Below are 25,642 nucleotides of genomic sequence, written 5' to 3'. Positions count from 1 at the left end.
TAACCAACTATTCGACCTATTATCATGAACTTTGTCTTTTAGAAAAATAATCTTGAAGCCCCCGTATCTTTTTCAATGTGTTATCCGTTTTAAAAGTAGAGAGGTGCTAAAGGAGTGAAGGAAAATGCATGCCAGGCCTGGCGTAAATGTTAAAAATGAAAAGATTGAACAAGGGCACTCAGTAGACAAACTTGTGGAGCTGTACCCGAAACTTGCTCGTTATTGTCAGTTTCTTTCCCAAAATAAGTGGGATGGTGAAGACTTAGCACAGGAAACGATGTATAAAGCGATGAAACATTATCAACATAAAACGGAAATAAACTCAGCCTTACTGAATAGGATTGCGCATAATCTATGGGTCGATACGGTTCGTAAGCATGGTAGAGAAACGATTGGCTCTGTACCAGAAGAGGAAACCGATGAAAAGCGTTCAGAAATTTCTCAAGACCTTGTTGATAAACTGATCCAACGTCTGACCCCAAAACAGTCAATTATCTTTATGTTAAAAGAAGGTTTCAAGTACCAGATCTCTGAGATTGCAGAAGCACTTGATATGAGTGAAACTGCGGTAAAGAGTATATTGAATCGAACTCGAAGTCGGCTTGAGAAAATAACGGATGAAGATGTACAGTCTGCACCTGCTCTAGTTTGGCCAATTCACGATCAAGAAACAATCCGCTCCCTTCTTTATGAAGCACTTCGAACGGAGGATCCAACGAGATTACTCCGAATTGCACCTGAAATTCTCACAAAACAAGCGGCTCATCCAAGAATGTTTTTACAAAAACAACCAATACGATCGGCTTCCTCTCCTTCTGGCCACCTCTCAATGGCAGCTTAATTTTAAAAGGATACAGGAGGAAACCGTATGAGTAATACAATTCCATATGTCATTGAACAGTCCAGTCATGGTGAGCGTTCCTATGACATTTACTCTCGATTATTAAAAGACCGAATTATTATGGTAAGTGATGAAATTAATGATCATATGGCAAACAGCATTGTCGCACAGTTGCTGTTTCTAGCCGCTGATGATTCCGATAAAGATATTTCGCTCTATATCAACAGTCCGGGTGGATCAACCTCTGCAGGATTTGCGATCTTGGACACCATGCAATATATTAAACCGAACATTAGCACCATTTGTACGGGAATGGCAGGTTCATTCGGGGCCATGCTTTTGCTCGCCGGTACAAAAGGAAAACGGTACGCGCTTCCAAACAGCGAGATCATGATTCACCAGCCGCTTGGAGGAGCTCGTGGGCAGGCAACCGATCTCGAAATTAGTGCAAAACGGATACTGAAGCTTCGTGAACACCTGAACAAAATTATTTCAGAACGTACTGGGCAACCTGTTGAAAAAGTAGCTATTGATACAGACCGCGATTACTTCCTAAGTGCCGAAGAAGCAAAGGAATACGGGATCATCGACGACATCATCAGCCGTCAAAAGTGATTAGGTTAGGAAAAACACTGAAAAACTGAAAGGGTGACTCAAAAGGAGAAATTACCTTTTGACGTCAGCCCTTTTTTCATTAGTTATAAACCTTTGTCAGCCGAAAGTTTTAAGCAAATTGCTACTTTTCTCCCACCTTTACAAACATGATAGAAGGTTGAAGATTTTTGAAAGAACGACCGTTGTTGATTGTGTTTTTCCTTGCAACCTTGATTCCCTTTCTAACTGTGATGATCACAAATTATTTATTTCCAATTTATGTAGCGAAAACGCTTGAAGCGGGTCCGTCCGTGTATGCGATGTATGAGGTCATTTACGTAATTGGAGCTGTCCTAGCTGGGATAACCATTCAACGATTAACGAGTTTGATCGGATATCTGCCTATGCTTTTAGGTATGATGGCACTATTCTGGCTGTCTATTGTTAGCATCTCATTGATTCAGACAGTGTTAATCTTTTTGGGTATGCAAATGGTTATGGGATGGGGAAATGCAGAAATTCGAATTAACCGCAACACCTTACTAATGGAAATTGTACCGAACCGACTTATTGGCAGAATCAACAGCTTTTATGCGGCTGTTGAGAAAGCATTTCGGGTTACTTTAATCGCACTGTTTTCGACCACAGTTCAACAAACTGGTGCCTCCCTCTCGTTCCAAAGCTTTCTCGCGTTGTTTGCTATCTTTGCGGTTTGGGGAGCCCGATCGATTATCCAGTTATCAAAAGATGCCGCCATACACGAACCTGTCGCAAAAAAGCTCGTAGTAAAATGAGTGATGTTCAAACAGCGTAATACCAAGCATAAAGACAACTTGGCTAGCGAGGCGATCGGCTTAGTTAATCATATACTTAGGACTTAAACTTTTTTTCTCAACGCCCATTTACTTCTAGCTGAAAAGTTAAACTTAACATGTAAATAAAACGAGGCTGCCCTAAGAAAAGGTCAACCTCTAATCAGTTCGTCACCTTGCTTTATTAAGGCATAAATACACGTATCAGTTAATTCATTATTTACTAAAGAAATGTCGTCGTTTCTTAAGACCCCTTCTAATATAAAACCAAGTCTTTCCGGTACTGCACAGCTCCGTTTGTTTTTTGGATCACAACGAATTTCCAATCGTCTAGCATTAAGTTCGGTAAAAGCAAAGTCTGTAATCCCTTGTACCGCTTCTGTCATATAGCCCTTTCCACTATACCGGGTATCCATCCAATATCCGATTTCAAACTTTGGGACCTCCCAATCCATCCGGTGCAAACCAGATGACGCCACAAATTCACCAGTATCCTTCAGGAAAACGAGTAATCGTAGATCTTCCCGTTTCAAAAATTTAATGTGGGAGTTTCTTATGTTTACTTCAACGTCTTCCATCGTTTGTTCTAAATGGGCAAACGGCATCCATGGCTTCAACTCATTTAGTGATGCCTGTATCGCATTGTACACCGCTTCACCATCACCTGAATGAGGCATTCGTATGTGTAATCTATCGGTATAAAACTCATGTGGAAAATCTAATAGTATTGGTTTCATTACCTCTCCCTCCCTAACGTTGATATCTGCATATTTGTTGCACCGATTGTGTTATTTGTTTACGACTTATGTTTTTACTGAAAACTTATAGGGATCGAAGCTGGACCTTTTGTATTCATAAGCTCTTAACACCTATATTATTCTACCTTTGGAGAAAATACTTTATCTTGTTATCGCTGTAGCAGCCTTTAAATCGCTCATTGTCAGTAATGAATGAAGAACTAGACCTGCCTCATCCAGGTTTTCTTTCCCAGACTGTTCACGATCGATTACACACAATACATATTTTATTTTTGCCCCATACTCCTTCAGATCCTTAGCACTTAATTTGATTTGCCCACCAGTTGTCACGACATCCTCTATGATACAAACATTTTTACCTTCTATATCGATACCTTCAGCAAGCTTACACGTTCCATATTCTTTGGCTTTTTTTCGGACGTACACGGCAGGTATTCCTGTTTTTAACGAGAGCGCCGTTGCAATCGGGATTCCTCCCATTTCTAATCCAGCTAAAATCTCCGTACCCTCAGGAATCAGTGTTGAAAGATAATTCGCAACTTCTTCAAGAATTTTCGGGTTTGATTCAAATAAGTATTTATCAAAATATTCATTAGATACCTTGCCTGATCGTAGTTTGAATTCTCCATCCAAGTGTGCAGTATTATAAATTTCCTTCGCTAATGTGTGTTTATCCAATCCGATCGCCTCCATGATCTCATCGATAGTTGCACCGGCATTTAAGCAGCCTTCCATGTGTAGCAAATACATTCATCGCAGCGGCTGACTATTGATTTTGCAAATCCCATAATGGTGTACTTACCCTAACTGGCGTTTAAATACCTTACTGGCAATAAAGTAAGCAATGACCATGATGCCGACGCACCAGGCAAGCGCGGTCCAGATACCGTTGCCAACAGACCCTTCATACAAGAGGGCACGAATCGAATTCACGATTGAAGTCACGGGCTGGTTCTCAGCGAACGCACGAACAATTTTAGGCATGGTTTCTGTGGGGACAAAAGCCGAACTAATAAACGGCAGGAAAATCAGCGGATACGAGTATGCTGTCGCCCCTTCCATAGACCCTGCTGTCAATCCGGGAATGACCGCCAGCCATGTCAGCGCCAGCGTAAACAGCCCGAGTATCCCAACTACCGCGAGCCAATCCAGGATATCAGCGTTGGAACGGAAGCCCATCAAGAGCGCGACGAGGATAACCACCACGACAGTAAGCGCATTGGAAACAAGCGAGGTCAACACGTGAGCCCATAATACCGACGAGCGCTTGATGGGCATGGTAATGAAACGCGCCATCATCCCGCTCTTTACATCCGTAAATAGCCGCAAGGAAGTGTAAGCGACGCCGGATGCGATAGTGATCAGCAAGATTCCCGGCAATAAATAATTGACGTAGTTGTCCGTGCCTGTCTCTATGGCGCCGCCAAATACGTAGACAAACAGCAGCAGCATCATAATCGGCGTAATCGCCACCGTGATAATCGTATCCGGGCTGCGCATGATATTGCGCATTAAACGCCCTAGTAATACCCCTGTTTTGCTTTTCATTTACATCTTCTCCTTTTTGCCGATGATCGCGAGGAAAATTTCCTCCAATGTCGGCTGCTTCTCGATGTATTCCACTTTCGCTGGCGGGAACATCTCCTTGAGTTCGGTAAGGGTACCGGTTGTGATGATTTTTCCGCCATGCAGGATGGCGATACGGTCTGCCAGTTGTTCGGCTTCCTCCAGGTACTGGGTCGTCAGCAAGATGGTCTTGCCACCGCCTGCAAGTTCCTTGATGGTATCCCAGACTTCAATCCGCGCCTCGGGGTCAAGTCCTGTGGTTGGTTCGTCGAGAAAAATGACTGCTGGCGCCCCGATCAGGCTCATGGCGATGTCAAGCCGACGCTTCATCCCGCCGGAATACTTGTCGGCCCGGCGGTTGGCCGCATCGGTCAGGCTGAATCTTGCAAGCAGATTGTCGGCGACTTGAGCGGGATTGGAAACTCCCCGCAACTTGGCGATCATCATCAGGTTTTCCCGCCCGGTTTGCATGCCGTCTAAAGCTGCGAACTGTCCTGTCAGGCTGATGCTCTGGCGAACATTATCCGGTTGGCGCTCAACGTCAAAGCCGCAAATACCTACTTCGCCGCCATCTGGCTTCATCAGCGTCGAGAGGATGTTGACCGTCGTCGTCTTGCCCGCTCCATTTGAGCCCAGCAGTGCGAAAATTTCGCCACGCCGCACCTCAAAATCCACCCCCTTTAATACTTCCTTGTCTTTAAAGGATTTTTTTAACCCTTTTACAGAAATCGCTGCATGGCTCATACTTTTTTCCTCCTTAAAAAAGCACCTTGCGGAGCTAGATTGCCTACACGCCTCTACTTAGTCTGACTGATAATCTGTATAACTTAGTACCGAATAAAAAATATAACTGAATAGTGCAGGTGGCAATTCACATTTGTAACAGCTATTCAGTCGGTATTATCTATTGAATTTACTTTTTTCCCAATCGCTTCATGATACTCTCATTCAAATCTTCACGATTACTTGGCGACAAAGGTTTTAGCGTTTGCCACTAGTAGGATTTCGCCGTTAGCCACGTCCAATCGTATCGTTCAACTTCGTGCGATACTTGTCTTTCCAAGTTTTCGCGTCCTTCACTAGTTCGTCGCAGAAAGCGGCCACGTCCTCACCCGTGAGATCAGTGACTTTCTTGCCTTCCGCTGCACCTTCCTCGAAGAGGTCGAGAATGCCGCCAAAGATACGGCTGATGTCCTTCCAGTCGGAGGGACCACCAGCGGTCCACATATATTTTTTGATAGCGTTGTAAGCATTGCGGTACTCACTTGGAAGTGCCTTCGCACGCGCCTCCATCGCCTTCCATTCCCGCTTGTCATCCAGACTTCCAATAATTTTTTCAATAATACTCATATAACTCCTCCTTTTGATTTTATTTTAGTTTTGAGTTCGTTAATTTTGCTTGCGATGAATTCCCATTTTTTCCAAAATATCTCAAGATGCTCTTGACCTGCTGCGTTGAGTGTGTAAAATTTTCTCGGCGGTCCCTTAGTGGATGGCTTTTTCTTAATGTCCACCAGATTGTTTTTCTCAAGCCGCATGGTAATCGTATAAACTGTGCCTTCGACCACATCAGTGAAGCCAAGTTCTCGCAGCTGTTGCGTGATTTCATAGCCGTAAGTTTCGCCACGGCTGATGATCTCAAGCACACAACCCTCAAGCACCCCTTTCAGCATTTCTGTGATATTTTCCAAATTTATCCTCCGTTTGTATTTCACTATATTTTTTTCAGTACTCTGTATCACAGGTATTTCGTGATACAGTATTAAGTATTACTGATTACCGGTATATAGTAACGCAGAATAGCATCACTTGTCAAGAATAAAATTTTTTCGGTAAAGAGCAAACCTGAGTGGAGAAAAGCGTCTCACTCAGGTCCCTTTTTTGGTCAGAGAACATCCGATAGCTTGTATCCTACACCTTGTATCCCTTTGTAGTACACTGGATACATTTCTCCTTCACATGTTCCTTATGAAACTTTGGTGAAACTGTTGGATCTCCTCCATCCATCCAATATTCACGTAATTTTGTGGCCAAGAGCTGTATTCTTGTGCACAAAAAAAGACGAATCCCACTTATTCGTTACCTTAAGCTGCATATTGTGCATGGAAAGGGAACGAATCGTATTTATTCGTGACCCCGAGCTGCAGCTTGTGCTCAAAAAGGGAACGAATCACACCTATTCGTGACCTTGAGCTGCTTCTTGTACTCAAAAAGGGAACGAACCGCACTTATTCGTGACCTCAAGCTGCATCTTATGTACAAAAAGGAAACGAATCACATCTATTCGTGACCTTGAGCTGCTTCTTGTGCATGAAAAGGGAACGAATCCTGCCTATTCGTTCCCTCAAGCTGCATCTTGTGCTCCTACGTTTATCAGTAATTACCGAACCTAACCTGAAAAAAGAAGCTAGACATTACATCGATGAGTCAATGATTTTATACGCTTATCTTTTAAGAAAAGCGCAAGCGCCCTGCTTAGCTACGAAGGTCACTGGAAGACCGACGGAGGAGGCTGTTGCCGCCGCAGGAGGACTGAAGTGATCCAAGTGGCTGGGCGCTGGAGCTAGACATCACTTCTATGCCTACAAAATTCACATTACTTCCTTTTTCAAAAATTATACTTTCCTAACGTACAAAAAAAGCTGACCCAACATCAACTATTAACGACGTTTTCGGTCAGCCTCTTCATATTCAACGAGCCTTGTTCTTTTTTCCTGTTCACTTAACGGCATTTGTTTAATTTTCTCCCGGTATTTAAATAAATCTTCGAGATAATCTTCATACGTTTCGTCATAGGTTTTTGAGAGGTCATCACGAATTTTCTTCGCAAGAATAGGGCTTGCTCCCCCAGTGGAAACGGCGATTGTCAGTTTCCCTCTTGTAAGTTTTGCGGGAACATGGAAGTTTCCGAGATTGGGTTGATCGACGATATTGACGAGCTGATGCGACCCTGCCTGCTCCGCTACTTCTTGGTTTGTTTCTTTTCTATTTGTAGCGGCAATGACAATAAAGGCATCCTGATAGTCAGTAGCTTCTACTTGTTTCTTATACCAAGAAACCCCATTTTTATCGATAAGGGTTTTAACCTCCACAATTACTGCTGGACTAACTACCGTGACCTCTGCTTTAGCCTCGAGGAGTGATAGTATTTTCCGATAAGCTACCTTTCCTCCCCCAATGACCACCGCTTTTTTTCCTTGTAGATTGATCATAATTGGATAATGACTCATATTCCAACTCCTACTGCTTCAGTCGTTCGTTCGAAAACTACTTCCTGCAAATTCGGGTGATAACCGAGATACTCACATAATATAAATTCCTGATTTGGTGCAGATAGTTTTCGAATGGTCTTTTCCATGCTTTTCATTAAAATACCTGTAAAAAGTAGATACGGTACAACAAACACCTGTTGATGACCATATTGTTTTACCTGGTCAATGCCTTCTTCAAAGCTTGGTTTTGCTGCAGCTAAATAACACGTTTCTACTCTTTTAAAAGGATATTTTGCATGTAGCTGATTAGCAATTTCCTGTAAATCCCGTTTCACATCAGGATCACTGCTGCCTCTCCCTACTAAAAGAACCATTGCATCATCATTAATCACTACATCCTGATCATAGATTCGCTCCATTAGTATATCAACAATTTTTGAATGAACACCAAATGGGCGACCGTAAGACATTGGTATGTTCGGATAACGTTTTTTTAATCGATCGAGTTCATAAGGAATATCCTCTTTCGCATGAACAGCTGTAAGTAACAGAACAGGAACAACGGCAATCCGAGTTGCTCCACGTTCTACACACCGCCTGACTCCTTCTTCAATGGTCGGATGTGACAGCTCCAAAAAGCTGATTTCCTGAATCGGTTCTGTGTTATTCCCCATGCTTTCTTCCATGAAACGTGCTGCCTGGTCCCTTGCTTCCTTTACTCTGCTTCCATGACCAACATATAGGACAGCTTGCATTTTCTTTCCCTCCATTATAACATCTCTTCAAAAGCCCCCTTTTTGGAAAACTAGAATGCGACTGTAGGTTGAAATTCATCTTCCTGATGCTTCATTTGTTCAAACCAACTAATTTTTTCTCGAAGACGGACAACTTCACCTACAATAATCATGCTTGGGTTCTTGATTTCATTTCTTTTAACAATGTCTACAATCGTTTCTAACGTTCCTGTAACCGTTTGCTGTTCGTCAACCGTACCCCAATGAATAAGAGCGACAGGTGTACTGGCATCACGTCCGTTCTTTAGAAGCTGACCACATATATAGGGAAGATTTCCGACTCCCATATATATGGCTAACGTGTCAATTCCTTTCGCTAAACTCTCCCAACGAAGATCATCCTCCTTACCTTCACGACGGTGTCCTGTGACAAAGGCGAAGGTAGAGCTGTACTCACGATGTGTAACTGGAATGCCTGCATATGCAGGAGCTGCAATGCCGGAAGTAATTCCCGGCACAACTTCAAAATCAATCCCATGCTTAGCTAATGCTAATGCTTCTTCACCACCCCTGCCATACACGAAAGGATCCCCGCCTTTTAATCTGGTAACAACCTTTCCTCTTTTCGCATGTTTCAACAGAAAGTGATTGATCGTTTCCTGTTTCATAAGGTGATAGTCTGGAAGCTTCCCACAATAAATAAGTTCTGCATCCTCCTTCGCATGGCTTAACAACTCTTTATTAATGAGTCGGTCATAAAGAATGACATCTGCTTCTTGAATACATTTCAATCCTTTTACCGTGATTAATCCAGGATCTCCTGGCCCAGCCCCTACAAGATATACTTTCCCCATCCCCATCATCTCCCATCATTTAACTACGTGTTCAAAAAGGAGGACAAAAAGAGCCGAGTAACGAAGAAATTTCAACAGCTCTAATATGAAGTTCGACTAAACCCATCACGTCCTGTGATAACGTCGAACTGACTAACATCCTGTTAGCCTCCGGACTTTTTGAACTACCAATTTAGCTGTTCAAAATTGTTTCTTGTTCATGTATAACAAAACCATTTCCGTTTCTAATTTTCTTCTTCTCATATAACGATATATCTTCAACATCAGGCAATTTCAAAAAGTATTTTTCCAATTCGACCTCTACAAGTCGAAAGGCTGATTCATCATTTTTGGCTGCTATAATGACATGGATGACATCCGTCTTGGTCGTTACCTCGAATCGATATAAATCCAATTGCCGTTCCCCCTTGTTCTACACAAACGTTTTATGAAACGTTTGCAGTTACATTTCCTAAAATCCGATCCAATTCGCCTTGAAGCGGTTCGATTCCTACACGTTCTACAAAGTCAAAAAATAATTCACTTGGATGCTTTTCTTCTCTAAAATAAGTGAGGAATTCTCTTAGGACCACTTGAAGGTAATCACCTTCGACTTTCCCTTTCAACTTTTCATTAAATTTCCCACCGTTATTCAGTGTGCCACCTACATAAATCTCAAACGCTTCGATCAGACCCTTCTCTTTCGATTTCATTTTGATTCCTTGAAGTCCGATATCCGCAATTTGCCGTTGGCCGCATGAATTCGGGCAACCGATCATGTGAAGTCTAACCGGTACATCTAATGCAATCTGCTCATCTAAATATTCCGCAACTCTTCGCATACGTTCTTTCGTTTCAACCAGGGCTAGGTTGCAAAATTCGATACCGGTGCAGGAGACAGAATAAGCCATAAATTTCCTTGGCTCTATCGTAATTCTTTCAAAAATCTTCTCTTCCAAAAGAGACTCAACCTTCTCATCAGGTATGTTTGGAATAATAATATTTTGGGAGTTACACGTTCGAATTTCTCCGTTCCCATAATCATTGGAAATAATGGCGATTTCGTGGACCTCATCCGCATGCAATCGCCCAACCGGTACGTTGAAACCGATGTAATTTAACCCTTTTTGCTTTTGCGGGTGCACCCCGTAAAAATAGCCTGCATTCCAATCCTTTTGTTGCTCCTCTCCTTTAGAATGGAGTAGGCCTGTATATTCGATTATTTTCTCTTTAAATTTCTCCGGACCCCAATCCGCTAGTAAAAATTTCAAACGAGCGAGGTGTCTCTTTTCACGGTAACCAAAGTCTCGAAAGATCTTCGTAATCGCAATCGCTACCTCTTTTACTTGATCAGGTCTTAGAAAAATATCCAATGTATCAGCAAGATAAGGTCTAGCAGAAAGACCTCCTCCCACTTTTACATGAAATCCTTTCACGTTCTCCCCATCAATTTCCTTGATTGCAGGTGTATAGGAAACACAATTGATTTCAGCATTAGCGGCATTGTGAACATTCGTACTGATCGACATCTTATACTTCCTGGGCAGATTCGAAAAGTCCTTATTATGTTGGAAATACTCATAAATCTCCCGGACAATTGGTTCTGTATCAAACAACTCATTTGGATCGATGCCAGCAAGTGGGTTCCCTACGATATTACGGGTTATGTCCCCACAAGCCCCTGCAGTAGAAAGTCCTACTCGTTCTAAACGGTTAAAAATGTCCGGAATGTTTTCGATTTGAAGCCAGTGGAATTGAATGGCTTGGCGTGTCGTAACATCAAAAACTCCACGGCCATAATCGTTACAAATGCTTGCTAGCGTTTCAGCTTGCTCAAAGGATAGAACACCAGATGGAACATTGATTCGCATCATAAAATAACCATCTTCTTTTGGCCGTTGTAAGTAGAGTCCTGCCCACTTAAAAGAATCCCACTCCTCTTTCGGTATCGATTCAAAACCATTTTCAGCATAATAGGGAATATCTTTAAATACCTCTAATCCATCTTTTTTTAGTTTTTTAACCTCCGTCTTGTTCAGTTTTTCATTATCAACCCATATTTTTTCATATGCCAACGTTACTTCCTCCCTTTTACAATAGATTCTTTTGTTTTAAGTAAGCAATTACTTGATTTGCACATTTATCGATTGAAAACTGATCGGTTTCAATTATGAGTTCTGGTGCTATCGGTTCCTCATACGGTGAACTGATCCCTGTAAACTCAAGGATCTCTCCACTCTTTGCTTTTACATATAAACCCTTTGGATCACGTATTATGCATTCACTTAACGGACATTTCACATAGACTTCGATGAATTCATCTTTCTCCAATATTTTTCTAACGCTATCTCGGTCCTCTTGATATGGTGAGATAAAGGCAGTTAAAGCGAATTGACCGCTATCGACAAACAGTTTTGCGACTTCACCAATACGTCGGATGTTTTCTTGCCGATCTTCGGCTGTAAAACCGAGTCCTTTATTCAAGCCGTGTCGGATATTATCACCATCTAATACGTAGCTTCTTATACCTTGCTCATATAACTTCCGATCCACTGCGTTGGCAAGCGTAGATTTTCCCGAACCGGAAAGGCCTGTAAACCAAATGACACTGCTGGTGTGCTTGTTAAGTCCGCGACGATTATGCTTAGAAATCACCGTTTCATGCCATGTGATATTTTGATTATTTGCCATTTGTCCACTCCTTCTCTTATTTAAGTTGTTACTGTTACCGATTCTCTTTGTAATCCTTTGATTAGGACCTCAGCTACTTCTGGTCTGCTGAAGGTACTTGGTGGTGTTTCACCATTTCGAAGTAATGCCCTAACCTTTGTTCCAGATAACACGACATGATGTTCCTGGTCATGAGGACAAGTTTTTGTAGATGCCATATTTTCGCATTTCGTACAATAAAAACTATGTTCGAAAAATAACGTTTCAATGCCGAGTTCCTCTTTAGTAAAATTACTGAAAATCTTTTGGGCATCGTATGTTCCGTAATAGCTTCCAACGCCAGCGTGATCTCTTCCGACAATAAAATGCGTGCATCCGAAGTTTTTGCGAACGATCGCATGAAACACAGCCTCTCTAGGACCGGCATAACGCATTGAGGCTGGAAATACAGCGAAATAGACACGATCTTCTGGATAATAATTGTTGAGAAGCACTTTATAGCTTTCCATCCTCACATCGGCTGGAATATCATCCGCCTTTGTTTCACCAACAAGAGGATTTAAGAATAAGCCATCGACTGTTTCCAACGCCGTTTTTTGAATATATTCATGGGCACGGTGGACAGGATTCCTTGTTTGAAAGCCAACAACCGTTTTCCAACCCAATTTTCCAAACTGTTCTCGTGTTTGTTTTGGATCCAAATAAAATTCCGTAAATCGTTCTTTCTTCGGTCGATGTAACAGGTAGATCGGGCCACCAATGTAGACATCTGGTCGCTCATATAACTTTTTCACGCCTGGATGAGCTTCTTCGGTTGTTTTATATACATGAAGAGCTTCCTTCTTTTTATCAGGTACATACTTTTCAGTAACCCCAATGACACCATATACGGTTCCATCTTTAACGAGCTTAACTTGTTCCCCGATTTGTAGTTGATCCGCCTTCTCTTGTGGAACAGGAAGTGTAATTGGAATACTCCATGGAAGCCCACCCGCAAGCCTTAGATTGTTTACAACACTGTCATAATCCTTTTTCCCGAGAAATCCTTCAAGGGGGCTATATGCTCCAACTGCAATTAATTCAAGATCACTAAGTGCTGTTGCATCGAGTTCAATTTCGTTTTTCAATGATTCAAATGTATAACTATGATTAATGCGATCGACTAACTTTCCTCCATGTGGTTGACTAGTGCTCATATTAAATTCCTCCTCCTTGTTCATGTACTGCACGTTTTTCTTTTTTGATTGTTTTGATTAAACTTAGCGAACCAATTGTTGCTAAAAACACACTTCCAATAACGATAAACGAGTAAAAATCACTATCCAAAAATACTTTGATCATGCTATACGAAATGACGAGTGAAAACACTGGGGAGACGAGCCAAACTTTGATCATTTGCACGATAATACCCTTTTGAAGGATGGAAAAACCATTTCGGACGGTCCCAATCCCAATGATGGCGGACGTCGTTACTTGCGTTAGTGGAACAGGGATTCCGAAGATCGATGCACTAATTACTAATGCTGCACCTGTTCCCGATATCGCACTTCCCTCAAGGAGCGTAAACTTTGTGATACGTTTACCATTCGTTTCAAGTACCCTGCCGCCAAATAGGATTGCACCAATTGCTACAAATGCTCCACCAACCAATGTTCCAGTTGACAAAGAAAGGATATCCGCGCCTACCAAGGGACCAATTGCATTGGCGACATTGTTCATTCCAGCTGAAACCGCCTCAAGAAATCCCATTGTAATAAGCAGAACGGTTAACCAGATTTTCCACTTCCCCTCAAGAACAAAAGGGTATCGATTCTGAATGAAATGAATCATCTGCCCCATTAGGAAAGCCAGGAAAAAGGCAGCGATTGGAATCGCAATCCAAAACAACATAACCTCTATTAAATTCGCAACATATAACGATTGATACGCGATCCCTACCCCAACGACCGCTCCAACTGTGATTTCACTTGTCGACAGGGGGATTCCAATCAAATTCGCAAAGGCTAATGAAATTGTGGCCGATGCAAGAATAATGACAGCGATCTTAACGGTGATAATGTTAGAAGGAACAATCCCTGATCCAATTGTTTTTACCACTTCCTCTCCACCAAATACTGCACCGAGAAAAACACCTACTCCACATATAATTTGGGCAATGAATTTCTTTTTGATTGCCCCCGCCCCGTAGGAAACACCCATTGAAGCCGCCGCTCCACTAGCACCTATATTGATGGCAAAAAGGACAGCAACTGTAAAAGCTATATAGGTTCCCAACATACATTCATTTCTCTCCCACTATGATTGATGCAATCCGCATTCTGTTTTAGTTAGATTCGTCCATCTCCCAGCTCGTAGATCCGATGCATCATCGGTCGGTAAGGTGCATTTTTCGCAACCAATACTTGGATAACCTTGATCATGAAGGACATTATAGGAAAGGCTGTGATCCGTGATATACCGCCACACATCTTTCCAAGTCCAATGAATCAACGGACAGATTTTAATTGATTGGAACTTGTCATCTTTATTAATAAATTCTGTATTCCGCCTCGTTGGTGATTGCTCTCTTCTAAGTCCTGAAATCCAAGCTTTTGCTCCTGATAATGCTTGCTCTAGAGGAATTATTTTTCGCATATGGCAGCAACTAGTTGGATTTCTTTCCCAAAGGGCCTCTCCGTATTTTTTTGCTTGTTGTTCGACCGTTAATTTGGGTCTTTTCATTTCAATTTGTAATGTAGGGTATCGGACTTTAATCTTTTCAATTAGCTCATACGTCTCCTTGAAATGAAGCTCCGTATCAAGAAAAACAATTTTCGCTTTGTCGTTCACTTTCGAAAGTAAGTCGATTAATACAATCCCTTCTGCTCCAAAACTACATGCATATACGAGTTCATCTCCGAACTGTTCGTAAGCCCATCGTAATACCTCCAGAGCTCCTTTCGACTCCTGATCCACTGGGATATCCAGTTTGTTTTCAGACCATGTTTGATAAGTTAAAATCTCTCCCAACTCTCTCTCCTCCTATTCGTATAAGAAAAGCGCAAGCGCCCTGTCTAGCCACGAAGGTCACTGGAAGACCGACGAGGAGGCTGTCGCCGCCGCAGGAGGTCTGAAGTGATCCAAGTGGCTGGGCGCTGGAGCTAGACATTACATCTATGCATCAAAAAGTTATACTTTCTTTACTTGTAAGAAAAGCGCAAACTCCCTGTACATCCATGCCAAAGCTTTCTTAACATAAAATAAAAGAGCCGACCTTAACCCGGTAGAAGTACCCAATGGTTAAAATCGCCTCTAGTTTATCTAGTCAGCAATTACTTATTTAATTCTTACTTTCTCATTCTTCTCCAACTGAATTACCTTGCCATCCTGCACAATTAACGTGATCGAGCCATATTTCATAGATGATAACATTTCTTTTATTTTTAACGTTATGCCTTCTAACCTACGATCTTCCTCCACCCCCAAAGCCTCCTTCTAATAACGTACTCAGATAAAGTCTACAAAAAAAGCCTCCCCATTTTGGAAGGCTTTTAGGTAAAATACCGTATTACCTTATCTGCCAAAATGGAATCCATTTTGCTGGAATTAGCACCTTGCATCATCATGCAGGTTGCCGGACATCATAGGGCCAGACCCCTCCGTCTCTCTGGATAAGATTTAATTGATTTTCATTGTACCGAGTTCAAATACGAAAGTCAACCCTAGTTTTTCGATCGGATATAACGGAAAAGAAAATTTGGCTAGCGCAGCCAACTCCATATTAGTATATTCATAATCTATTTAACTGTCTAATTCTAAAAAAAGGGTTGCACTTCCCTCCAATTTGATGTAAGTTTATTAAAATTGAAAATTTAATAATCTGTTACTTATCCAGAGAGGTTGAGGGAATGGCCCGAAGACACCTCAGCAACCATCAGCGTCCATCGTGACGTTGAAAAGGTGCTAATTCCAACAAGTTCAGTGAAACTTGTGAAGATAAGGAGAACGACACGTATATCTAAAAGTCTTCTTCTTATGGAAGGCTTTTTTCTTTTTATTAATGAGATTTTTGAAGCGATTTTGCAGCTCTCATCGATAAAAAGCATCCCTCCCTCCATAATGGCAACCTCACTCTGGATCATTCTAAGGAGGATCATACATGTATAAAATTGAAACGAAGCTTGCGCAAATTGGAAATCGAAGTGAAAACACGACTGGAACAGTAAATCCACCGGTATACTTTTCCACGGCCTATCGCCACGAAGGAATTGGCCAGTCCACTAACTATGACTATATCCGAACAGGAAATCCGACACGCCAATTACTTGAAGAAACCATTGCTGATCTTGAGTGTGGAGATCAAGGGTTTGCTTGCAGTTCAGGTATGGCTGCGATTCTCACCTTGCTTTCTTTGTTTCGTTCAGGCGACGAATTCATCGTATGTAAAGACCTATATGGCGGAACCTATCGACTGTTTGAAGAAGGTTTTCGAAAGTGGGGACTAAACTGCAAGTACGTGGATACCACACAGCCCTCAAATATAGACGATGCGATCTCGGAACAAACAAAAGCGATTTTTATTGAAACACCAACAAACCCTCTTATGGAACAAACAGACATCGAGGCCGTAGCTGCTATCGCCAAACAACATAAGCTATTGCTCATTGTTGATAATACCTTTTACACACCTCTTCTTCAAAGACCGATTGAATTTGGGGCCGATATCGTGATTCATAGTGCAACGAAATATTTAGGTGGTCATAATGATGTCTTGGCAGGGCTTATAGTTGCAAAAGGAAAAGAACTTTGTGAAGCACTTGGAGACCATCAAAATGCGGCAGGTGCTGTCTTAAGTCCTTTTGACTCCTGGCTGTTGATGAGAGGGATGAAAACATTATCGTTACGGATGAAGAAGCATGAAGAAAACGCACAACAAATCTCAGCATATTTGTCGCGTCATGAAGCGATTACCGATGTCCTTTATCCTGGTAAAGGTGGCATGCTTTCATTTCGGATCTTAGATGAATCATGGGTCGACCCCTTTTTACAAGAGCTGTCTTTAATTACATTTGCAGAGAGCTTAGGCGGTATAGAAAGCTTCATCACCTACCCAGCAACTCAAACCCATGCGGATGTCCCTGAGGAAATTCGAATAAAAACGGGTGTATGTAATCGGTTATTACGGTTTTCTGTTGGAATAGAAGATACGAGTGACCTGATTCAAGATTTAGAGCAATCACTTACGAAACTATGTAAGGGGGTTTTACTATGAGCCATTCTGATGAATATACCTTTGAAACTCGCTTACTTCACAACGACCATAAAATCGACCCTGCGACTGGCTCTGTCAGTGTTCCGATACAACACGCCTCAACTTATCACCAATTCGATCTTGATTGTTTTGGAAAGTATGATTACTGTCGTTCATCAAATCCGACACGTGAGGCATTAGAGGAAACAATCGCATCGTTAGAAGAAGGAACGAAAGGGTTCGCCTTTTCATCTGGAATGTCTGCCATTTCCACTGCTTTTCTACTTCTGTCACAGGGTGATCATGTACTCATCTCTGAAGACGTTTATGGTGGTACGTATCGAATGGTCACAGAGGTCCTTTCACGGTACGGAATTGAATACACATTTGTAGATATGACCGATTTAACGAAGCTTGAACAGTTAATTCGTACGAACACGAAGGTTATTTATATCGAAACACCTTCCAATCCTTTGTTAAAAGTCTCTGATATTGAAGCAATTTCGAAGCTAGCTAAACAAGTGGGAGCACTCACTTTTGTAGATAATACCTTTCTAACTCCTGCCCTACAAAAGCCGTTAACGCTTGGTGCAGATGTCGTCTTGCATAGCGCTACGAAATTTTTATCCGGGCATAGTGATGTTCTTGCTGGCCTTGCTGTCGTAAAAGACGAATCGATTGCCAAGAAATTAGCCTTTTTACAAAACGCTTTCGGTGCCGTTCTAGGTGTTCAAGATGCATGGTTGGTATTACGAGGATTAAAAACACTCCATGTCAGACTTGAACAATCGATGAAATCTGCAGAGAAGATCGCCACTTATTTGCAAAAGCATCCACTCGTAAAACGTGTGTATTACCCTGGTCTTCCTAATCACAATGGATACGAACTTCAGCACCGTCAAGCAAAAGGTTCGGGGGCTGTCCTCTCTTTTGAACTAGAAAGTGAAGCGGTTTTACGATCGTTTGTTTCAAATGTTCAGTTACCTGTATTTGCCGTAAGTCTAGGTGCTGTGGAATCCATCCTATCTTACCCTGCAAAAATGTCCCATGCTGCAATGCCTGAAGAGGAACGTGAAAAAAGAGGAATCTCTAATTCACTTTTGCGCTTATCAGTGGGACTCGAAAATTCAGAAGATCTCATTAAGGATTTTGTAGCAGCTTTAGATGAGTCGTTAGTGAGAACTCCAATTTTATCAGGAGATAGGGGGATATAGATGGGCATTTTAGATGATTTACAACAAGATAAAATTCTTATCGGTGATGGGGCGATGGGAACTTTGCTTTATTCGTATGGTTCGGACTGTTGTTTTGAAGAGTTGAACCTTTCAGAATCCGAGCAAATTTTCAATATTCATCGTGCCTATATTGAAGCTGGCTCTGATATTATCCAAACGAATACGTATGCAGCCAATTACCCGAAGTTAGAACGATATGGTCTGCAGGATCAGGTCAAAGAAATCAATAGTTCTGCTGTTCAATTGGCGCGAAAGGCTGCAAACAAGCATGCATATGTGGTCGGGACAATAGGAGGAATTCGCGGCATAACCCCCCACACGGTAACGATTGAAGAAATTAAACGAAGCTTTCGTGAGCAATTATACTGTCTGCTGATGGAAGATGTTGATGGGATTTTACTAGAAACCTTTTACGATGTAGAGGAACTAGAGACCGTCCTTTCGATTGCGAGGAAAGAGACCGCTTTACCGATTATTGCGCAAGTTTCATTACAGGAAACTGGTTTTCTACAAAACCGTACACACATCACAGAAGCTTTAACAAAACTTGAGACTTTTGGAGCAGATATCATTGGACTCAACTGTCGGCTCGGTCCTTATCATATGCTCTCAACTCTTCAAGAGGTTCCAATTCCGAAGCATGCTTATTTATCGGCGTATCCTAATGCTAGCCTTCCTTCTTATGTGGATGGAAATCTTCAATATGAAAGCGATGCAGATTATTTTAAGGAGTGCGCCCATTCTTTTCGCGAACAAGGGATTCGATTATTGGGTGGATGCTGCGGTACGACTCCCGCTCATATTCGTGCATTTTCAAAAGAGTTACAATCTTTAGCACCTGTAACGGAAAAAACCGTAAAGCAGAGACAGAAAACGCTAACGATACAATCTCAGGCGCAACCTAAACAAACACCACTTTATGAGGAAGTAAAAACCAAGCAATCGATTATTGTCGAATTGGATCCACCTAGGAAGTTAAATACTACTCGTTATATGGAGGGTGCCAAAGCGCTGAAAGAGGTAGGAATCGATGCAATCACACTTGCTGATAATTCTCTTGCATCGCCGCGAATTTGCAACTCTGCAGTGGGATCTATTGTGCAGGAACAAATCGGGCTCCGTCCACTCATTCATATTACATGTAGAGACCGAAACTTAATTGGACTACAGTCTCATATTATGGGGCTTCACACCCTTGGAATGCATGAAGTTCTTGCGATAACTGGGGATCCAACAAAGGTCGGGGACTTCCCAGGAGCTTCTTCGGTTTATGATGTAACGTCCTTTGAGCTCATTGAAATCATTAAGCAATTTAATCAAGGGATCTCATTATCAGGTAAAGAGCTCGGACAGAAAACATCATTCTCTGTTGGTGCGGCGTTTAATCCAAATGTTCGTTCCGTCGAAAAAGCGGTTACGCGCTTAGAAAAGAAAATCGAATGTGGGGCTGATTATTTTATTAGTCAACCGGTGTTTTCAGAAGAAAAGCTTGTTGAAATTCATGAGTCTGTCAAACACTTGAATACACCCATTTATGTCGGAATCATGCCGCTTACAAGTAGTCAGAATGCCGATTTCCTTCATCATGAAGTACCCGGCATTAAGTTATCTACCAATGTACGTGAAAGAATGGCGAAATTCAAGGACGATCCGTTACGGGCAAGTCAGGAAGGCGTTCAGATTGCTAAGTCCCTCCTTGATACAGCCCTTGAACTGTTTAACGGAATCTACTTGATCACGCCATTTATGCGTTATGAATTAACGGTCGAATTGGCCAAATATGCACGCAATCATCGTCTTCAACAATCATCTAGGAGGTTTCAAAATGTCTAATCAACTATTCGCAGAACAATTACGCAGCAAGATCTTAGTTATGGACGGTGCTATGGGGACGATGCTTCAGCGAGCCGAGTTAACTGCCGATGACTTTGGCGGTGAGGAATACGATGGGTGTAATGAATACTTGAATTTCACTGCACCTGATGTGATTGAATCCATCCATCTCGAGTATTTAAAAGCTGGTGCTGATATCATTGAAACCAATACATTTGGGGGAACGAGCCTTGTCTTAGATGAATATGACCTTGGATCAAGGGCTTATGAAATGAATAGAACTGGTGCAGAAATTGCGAAAAGGGCTGCTCAACAAGTGTCAACAAGTGGGTGGCCAAGGTTTGTAGCAGGCTCACTAGGACCGACTACGAAGACACTTAGTGTCACCGGTGGTACAACTTTTGACGTTCTAAAAGAATCCTATGCTGAACAAGCGAGGGGCCTTTTGGACGGAGAAGTAGATTTACTCCTGCTTGAAACGAGCCAAGATATGCTTAATGTTAAAGCAGGGTTTTTAGGCATTAAGAGCGCATTTGAATCAACTGGTAAAGAGGTACCATTAATCATTTCAGGTACAATCGAGCCGATGGGTACAACGCTTGCAGGTCAAACAATTGAATCTTTTTATATTTCGCTGAAACATATGAACCCGATCGCAGTTGGCTTGAATTGTGCAACGGGACCTGAATTCATGCAGGACCATGTCCGCTCATTAGCAGATTTATCAACGATAGCGGTTAGCTGCTATCCGAATGCTGGTTTACCAGATGAAGAAGGCCAGTATCATGAAACACCTGAATCACTTGCAATGAAACTAGCTGGATTTGCCGATAAAGGATGGCTCAATATTGTAGGCGGCTGCTGTGGTACGACCCCTGAACATATTCAGGCATTGTCAACAGTAATGAAGGACTACTCCCCTCGTGTTTTACCAGATAAAGCGCTGCATATGGTTTCCGGGATCGAACCATTTATTTACGACGATCCCGATCTTAGACCGATTATGGTTGGAGAAAGAACGAACGTCATTGGTTCTCGTAAATTTAAACGGCTTATTGCTGAGAAAAAATTAGAAGAAGCCGCCGAAGTTGCACGAGCTCAAGTAAAAAGAGGCGCTCATGTCATCGATATATGTTTAGCGGATCCCGACCGCGATGAACAAGAAGATATGGAACTGTTCATCCAGGAGGTTGTCAAAAAAGTGAAAGTCCCGCTTGTTATTGATTCAACGGATGAGGTGGTTCTCGAAACAGCATTAAAATATTCCCAAGGTAAAGCGATCATCAATTCGATAAACTTAGAGGATGGCGAAGAGCGTTTTGAAGCCGTCGTTCCCCTCATTCATAAGTACGGTGGTGCAGTGGTCGTTGGCACGATCGATGAGGAAGGAATGGGTGTTTCTGCAGAACGAAAACTTGAAATTGCTAAACGATCCTACGACCTTTTAGTCAATAAATATAAGCTTTCTCCTACTGATCTGATTTTCGATCCCCTCGTGTTCCCAGTTGGGACTGGGGATGCGCAATACATCGGTTCCGCAAATGAAACCGTTGAGGGAATTCGCATTATCAAGGAGAACTTTCCACAATGCTTGACGATCTTAGGAGTGAGTAATGTCTCATTTGGACTTCCCCCTGTAGGAAGAGAAGTTTTAAATGCTGTGTACCTTTATCACTGTACACAAGCTGGATTGGATTATGCGATCGTGAATACTGAAAAGCTAGAACGGTTTGCTTCGATTCCTGAAGAAGAAATTCAAATGGCCGAAAACTTGCTTTTCCATACAACCGATGAAGCTCTTGCACTCTTTACCGAATTTTATAGAGGGAAAAAGAAAGAAACAAAGTCACTGCTGCCAAAGATGACCCTTGAAGAACGGCTTTCGTATTATGTCGTCGAGGGAACGAAGGAAGGACTCCTTCCCGATTTAGAAACTGCGTTAAATAAGTACCCAGCACCTCTTGAAATTATTAATGGACCCTTAATGGACGGGATGAAGGAAGTTGGCCGTTTGTTTAATGATAACCAGCTCATCGTCGCAGAAGTGCTCCAAAGTGCTGAAGTTATGAAGGCATCGGTTGCCTATCTAGAGCCTTTTATGGAGAAAAAGGATTCGTCCTCTTCAAAAGGAAAGATCTTGCTTGCCACTGTAAAAGGTGATGTACATGATATCGGCAAAAACCTAGTCGATATAATTTTAAGCAACAATGGCTTTGACGTTGTAGATTTAGGGATTAAGGTCTCCCCTCTTGCATTGGTGGAGGCGGTAAAAAAAGAAAAACCTGATATAATTGGGCTTTCTGGACTTCTTGTAAAGTCCGCTCAACAAATGGTAATCACCGCACATGACATGCATCAGGCCGAAATCTCAACCCCGATTTTAGTGGGCGGTGCAGCGTTATCAAGGAAATTTACCGATTCAAAGATTTCGAATGCATACGAAGGGCTAGTCTTGTACGCAAAAGACGCCATGACAGGGCTATCCCTCGCGAATCAATTACGAACTCCAGCTGGTTTTGGTGAACTTGTCGCTGAACATGAGGAAAAGAGAAATAGGATTGCTACAGCTACCTCTATTCAAACTGGAACGGGAGGTGGCACGGGAGTTGCTGTCAAAGTCCGTTCGAAAGTTGCACGGGATGCACCTGTTTATATACCAAGAGACACAAAGAGGCATGTGTTGAAGAACTATTCACTATCCCATATCGAATCCTATATTAACTGGCAAATGCTCTTGGGACATCATCTCGGGGTAAAAGGAAAGATTTCAAGACTGCTCGAGGAAAAGGACGAAAAGACACTTCACGTTAAATCAGTCGTCGACAACCTGTTAGCCGAAGCAAAAGGAAGAAATTTAATCACACCGGTTGCTCTTTATCAATTCTTCCCAGCACAATCGGACGATGAAAAAGTATTAATCTATGATCCTAATGACCAAACCACTGTCATTGAACAATTTGAGTTTCCTAGACAATCAAAGGAACCATACCTATGCTTAGCTGACTTTTTGAAGTCTAAGGATAGCGGGGTCATGGACTATGTTGGATTTTTTTCCGTTACAGCTGGTCGTGGCATTCGGCAGCTGGCTACTCATTTGAAAGAGGAGGGCCGTTATTTAGAAAGCCATGCCCTTCAAGCATTAGCACTTGAAACAGCGGAAGGTTTTGCCGAACTTGTCCACCAGCAAATCCGCGACCGATGGGGGTTCCCAGATCCAGTCGATTTTACGATGAGGGAACGATTTTCAGCACGCTATCAAGGACAACGATTTTCGTTCGGCTACCCAGCTTGTCCCGAGCTTGAGGACCAGAAAAAGCTGTTTAAACTGATTGGACCTGAAGAAATCGGTATTGAATTAACCGATGGATGTATGATGGAGCCAGAAGCCTCTGTTTCAGCAATGGTCTTCGCACATCCTGAAGCCCGATATTTTAATGTGATGAATGGAGATTAAAATTCTTTATTTATAAATATCTCCTCTACTTCCTGCTGCTACAATAAAAATGATAAGGTCATTATCATGAATTTCATAAATTAATCTGAAATCTCCAATTCTCAAACGAAAAGCACTGTCTACACCTTCAAGTGAACTTATATCTAGAGATCCTCTATGATATGGAGCTTCAGCTAAGGTGAGCAGTGCTTTTTCAATTCGTTTTCTAGTTGGCTTATCTTGTTTTTTAATATACTTCATAGAAGAAAGCGGTGATCCTTATTAATAAATCACCGCTTGTTGTAGGGTGATTTTAAAAGCCAGCTGTTTCTGTTGTTGAGGAAGAGTAGAATCTGGACTTTGATGGTTGTAGGTTGAAAGCAAGCAGGATGACGGTGATCCCCATCATGATTAGTGTTCCGAATATAACAACAAACTGAATCGAAATAAGGTGTGCAGCGATGCCAAAGAACGTTGTTACGATAATGACTAAGGCGGCTTCGATCAGCCCATAGACACTCCCAATCCTCCCCATCACTTCAACTGGTATGTTGTTTTGATAAAAAGTATGGAAGCCCGTATTCGCAAAAGCGAGCGCGAAGGAAAGGATGCATACACCTGCAGATGCCAAGTAAAATCCATTTGAAAATGCATAAATGATATACCCGATGGACACGAATAAAGATCCCACACCAATTAGTAATGCAGTCGTCAATTTCTTCACAAGCAACGTGTTGACGATCGCTCCTACAACAAATCCTGCCCCTGCTATACTTACGAGAAACCCATACTTACTGTTCGATAAAGATAGTACTTCTTTAGAAAAAGCTGCCTCAAGTGAATCTACAGCCGCTGTCATGACCATTACACAACTAAACAGAAAGATTATGAGCATGATGTAACTATACTTTCGACTGAACCCCCAAACAACATTCCAGTCTTTTTTCAAGAGATCTAAAGATAACTTACTATCCTCCGCATCAACGATCGTTTCCTTCTCTAGGTTCGGCATGACCATTGTCACTAATCCGGATAAAAATAATGCTAGGGCATTAATGTAGATTGCCAAAGTCGGTGTACCTACGATAAATAAGACACCTGCAATCGCTGGACCAATTAGAAAGCCTCCAGAATCGATTAAACTGCGAAGTGAATTGAACCGTTTCCTTTGTTCAGGTGGTATTAATTTTGTGATATATGTCATGGATGTAGGCTCAAACATCGAAGTCGCCATATTGATTACAAAAACAATCGCATAGATCGACCAAATTGAAGAGAGTGAAGGTAATACAGCGATAAAAACAGCTCGAAAAATATCGAGAAATACCATGAGATTCCGTTTATTTAAGCGGTCGATCATGCTACCCGACCAAACATTTGTAAATAAGGTTGCCAACGGTTTGAGGATATAAAGAGCTGCAACTGCAAGAGGTGACCCTGTCATATCTAATAAGATTAAATTGAGTGCGATTAAATAAATCCATGCACCGATATTCGCAACTCCAATTCCGAATAATAAAATTGATGGATACTTCCAAGATTCTAATAACATTTTAAAATTCATAAAACTTCCTCCTTGTTTGGAGGCCATGGAGAACTGATCAGATGGCCCGTTTAATAACATCTACAACCTTTAGACAATAAAAAAATCCCACCCCCAAGACCCTAAGTCTTGGGGACGAGATATTGATATCGCGGTGCCACCCCAGTTTATTAATATGTCACCATATTAACCTTTTCAGGTACTGCAATAGAAAAATCACTTATACCCTAGCTCTATAACAGGAGCTCCTGTCACACCATCACCTAATCCGGATCCAATGTGCTGCTCGGAGGCTTGTTTCAACAAAATCATTCTTACTCCTTTTCAGCTACCGGAGTTCTCTGTAAA

At 42.0% G+C, this 25,642-nt stretch carries 25 protein-coding genes, 2 riboswitches and 1 other annotated feature (1 of these 28 only partly in view); of the genes, 7 read left to right on the top strand and 18 right to left on the bottom strand.

Annotated features, from left to right (window positions below; all coding sequences use genetic code 11):
• Positions 1–124 precede the first annotated feature (124 nt).
• From NON16_RS08740 to NON16_RS08730, 3 genes are all read left to right on the top strand, one after another.
• Positions 125–841 carry a sigma-70 family RNA polymerase sigma factor gene (locus NON16_RS08740; RefSeq protein WP_257348491.1) on the top strand — a complete coding sequence of 239 codons (717 nt, stop codon included), beginning with the start codon at positions 125–127 and terminating at the stop codon, positions 839–841.
• Between the two features lie 27 nt (positions 842–868).
• Positions 869–1,456, top strand: a complete 588-nt coding sequence (gene clpP / locus NON16_RS08735; protein WP_257348490.1) for an ATP-dependent Clp endopeptidase proteolytic subunit ClpP — start codon at positions 869–871, stop codon at positions 1,454–1,456.
• A gap of 167 nt (positions 1,457–1,623) precedes the next feature.
• Positions 1,624–2,229, top strand: coding sequence for an MFS transporter (locus NON16_RS08730; protein WP_257348488.1), 606 nt, complete (start codon positions 1,624–1,626; stop codon positions 2,227–2,229).
• A 170-nt stretch (positions 2,230–2,399) separates the two neighbouring features.
• Here the strand turns inward: NON16_RS08730 and NON16_RS08725 are convergent, their stop codons facing one another.
• From NON16_RS08725 to NON16_RS08650, 16 genes are all read right to left on the bottom strand, one after another.
• Positions 2,400–2,984, bottom strand: coding sequence for a GNAT family N-acetyltransferase (locus NON16_RS08725; protein ID WP_257348486.1), 585 nt, complete (start codon positions 2,982–2,984; stop codon positions 2,400–2,402).
• 162 nt (positions 2,985–3,146) lie between these two features.
• Positions 3,147–3,683: an orotate phosphoribosyltransferase gene (pyrE, locus tag NON16_RS08720; protein WP_257348485.1), complete on the bottom strand. Its 537-nt coding sequence runs from the start codon at positions 3,681–3,683 to the stop codon at positions 3,147–3,149.
• A gap of 120 nt (positions 3,684–3,803) precedes the next feature.
• Positions 3,804–4,553, bottom strand: coding sequence for an ABC transporter permease (locus NON16_RS08715; protein WP_257348484.1), 750 nt, complete (start codon positions 4,551–4,553; stop codon positions 3,804–3,806).
• The gene (locus NON16_RS08710) at positions 4,554–5,315 is read right to left on the bottom strand and encodes an ABC transporter ATP-binding protein (protein WP_257348482.1); all 762 of its coding nucleotides are present in this window, start codon (positions 5,313–5,315) and stop codon (positions 4,554–4,556) included.
• Between the two features lie 267 nt (positions 5,316–5,582).
• The gene (locus NON16_RS08705; protein ID WP_257348481.1) at positions 5,583–5,921 is read right to left on the bottom strand and encodes a DUF1048 domain-containing protein; all 339 of its coding nucleotides are present in this window, start codon (positions 5,919–5,921) and stop codon (positions 5,583–5,585) included.
• Positions 5,918–6,262 carry a PadR family transcriptional regulator gene (locus NON16_RS08700; RefSeq protein WP_257348480.1) on the bottom strand — a complete coding sequence of 115 codons (345 nt, stop codon included), beginning with the start codon at positions 6,260–6,262 and terminating at the stop codon, positions 5,918–5,920. Before NON16_RS08700 ends, NON16_RS08705 begins: the two co-directional genes overlap by 4 nt.
• A 969-nt stretch (positions 6,263–7,231) precedes the next feature.
• Complete coding sequence (locus NON16_RS08695) at positions 7,232–7,801, bottom strand: NAD(P)-binding protein (protein WP_257348479.1); 570 nt, start codon at positions 7,799–7,801, stop codon at positions 7,232–7,234.
• On the bottom strand, positions 7,798–8,553 hold the full coding sequence (locus NON16_RS08690) for a sirohydrochlorin chelatase (protein WP_257348478.1): 756 nt from the start codon (positions 8,551–8,553) through the stop codon (positions 7,798–7,800). The genes NON16_RS08695 and NON16_RS08690 overlap by 4 nt, the downstream gene beginning before the upstream one ends.
• A gap of 35 nt (positions 8,554–8,588) precedes the next feature.
• Positions 8,589–9,371, bottom strand: a complete 783-nt coding sequence (cobA, locus tag NON16_RS08685) for a uroporphyrinogen-III C-methyltransferase (protein WP_257348477.1) — start codon at positions 9,369–9,371, stop codon at positions 8,589–8,591.
• Positions 9,372–9,543: 172 nt separating this feature from the next.
• Positions 9,544–9,765 (bottom strand): DUF3906 family protein, encoded by a 222-nt coding sequence (locus NON16_RS08680; protein WP_257348476.1) that lies wholly within the window; start codon positions 9,763–9,765, stop codon positions 9,544–9,546.
• A gap of 31 nt (positions 9,766–9,796) precedes the next feature.
• Complete coding sequence (locus tag NON16_RS08675; protein ID WP_257348475.1) at positions 9,797–11,425, bottom strand: nitrite/sulfite reductase; 1,629 nt, start codon at positions 11,423–11,425, stop codon at positions 9,797–9,799.
• Between the two features lie 16 nt (positions 11,426–11,441).
• Complete coding sequence (gene cysC / locus NON16_RS08670) at positions 11,442–12,041, bottom strand: adenylyl-sulfate kinase (RefSeq protein ID WP_257348474.1); 600 nt, start codon at positions 12,039–12,041, stop codon at positions 11,442–11,444.
• Positions 12,042–12,061: 20 nt separating this feature from the next.
• Positions 12,062–13,216, bottom strand: coding sequence for a sulfate adenylyltransferase (gene sat, locus NON16_RS08665; RefSeq protein WP_257348473.1), 1,155 nt, complete (start codon positions 13,214–13,216; stop codon positions 12,062–12,064).
• Position 13,217: 1 nt separating this feature from the next.
• Positions 13,218–14,297 (bottom strand): sulfate permease, encoded by a 1,080-nt coding sequence (gene cysP, locus NON16_RS08660; RefSeq protein ID WP_257348472.1) that lies wholly within the window; start codon positions 14,295–14,297, stop codon positions 13,218–13,220.
• 18 nt (positions 14,298–14,315) lie between these two features.
• The gene (locus tag NON16_RS08655) at positions 14,316–15,020 is read right to left on the bottom strand and encodes a phosphoadenylyl-sulfate reductase (RefSeq protein WP_257348553.1); all 705 of its coding nucleotides are present in this window, start codon (positions 15,018–15,020) and stop codon (positions 14,316–14,318) included.
• Between the two features lie 315 nt (positions 15,021–15,335).
• On the bottom strand, positions 15,336–15,479 hold the full coding sequence (locus NON16_RS08650) for a YezD family protein (RefSeq protein ID WP_257348471.1): 144 nt from the start codon (positions 15,477–15,479) through the stop codon (positions 15,336–15,338).
• A gap of 90 nt (positions 15,480–15,569) precedes the next feature.
• A riboswitch (SAM riboswitch) is annotated at positions 15,570–15,677 on the bottom strand.
• A gap of 206 nt (positions 15,678–15,883) precedes the next feature.
• Positions 15,884–16,002, top strand: a riboswitch (SAM riboswitch).
• A 156-nt stretch (positions 16,003–16,158) separates the two neighbouring features.
• Here NON16_RS08650 and NON16_RS08645 point away from each other — a divergent pair.
• The 4 genes from NON16_RS08645 to metH are packed head-to-tail and all read left to right on the top strand — an operon-like array spanning position 16,159 to position 23,772.
• Positions 16,159–17,271, top strand: coding sequence for a methionine biosynthesis PLP-dependent protein (locus tag NON16_RS08645; protein WP_257348469.1), 1,113 nt, complete (start codon positions 16,159–16,161; stop codon positions 17,269–17,271).
• Complete coding sequence (metC, locus tag NON16_RS08640; protein WP_257348468.1) at positions 17,268–18,464, top strand: cystathionine beta-lyase; 1,197 nt, start codon at positions 17,268–17,270, stop codon at positions 18,462–18,464. Before NON16_RS08645 ends, metC begins: the two co-directional genes overlap by 4 nt.
• Positions 18,465–20,318 carry a bifunctional homocysteine S-methyltransferase/methylenetetrahydrofolate reductase gene (locus tag NON16_RS08635; RefSeq protein WP_257348466.1) on the top strand — a complete coding sequence of 618 codons (1,854 nt, stop codon included), beginning with the start codon at positions 18,465–18,467 and terminating at the stop codon, positions 20,316–20,318.
• Positions 20,311–23,772, top strand: a complete 3,462-nt coding sequence (gene metH, locus NON16_RS08630; RefSeq protein WP_257348465.1) for a methionine synthase — start codon at positions 20,311–20,313, stop codon at positions 23,770–23,772. The genes NON16_RS08635 and metH overlap by 8 nt, the downstream gene beginning before the upstream one ends.
• Positions 23,773–23,778: 6 nt before the next feature.
• On the opposite strand, the gene NON16_RS08625 is transcribed toward metH, so the two are convergent.
• Both NON16_RS08625 and NON16_RS08620 read right to left on the bottom strand, forming a co-directional pair.
• The gene (locus NON16_RS08625) at positions 23,779–24,012 is read right to left on the bottom strand and encodes a type II toxin-antitoxin system RelE family toxin (protein WP_257348464.1); all 234 of its coding nucleotides are present in this window, start codon (positions 24,010–24,012) and stop codon (positions 23,779–23,781) included.
• A gap of 52 nt (positions 24,013–24,064) precedes the next feature.
• Positions 24,065–25,315 (bottom strand): MFS transporter, encoded by a 1,251-nt coding sequence (locus tag NON16_RS08620; protein ID WP_257348463.1) that lies wholly within the window; start codon positions 25,313–25,315, stop codon positions 24,065–24,067.
• 107 nt (positions 25,316–25,422) lie between these two features.
• Positions 25,423–25,642, bottom strand: a binding site (T-box leader) (it continues 38 nt past the right edge of the window).

The sequence above is a fragment of the Pseudalkalibacillus decolorationis genome (assembly GCF_024609785.1).
GTDB classification, from domain to species: Bacteria; Bacillota; Bacilli; order Bacillales; family Fictibacillaceae; genus Pseudalkalibacillus; species Pseudalkalibacillus decolorationis.
Note: the sequence above shows the minus strand (reverse complement) of the source record. Positions and strands in the feature narration are given on the sequence as shown.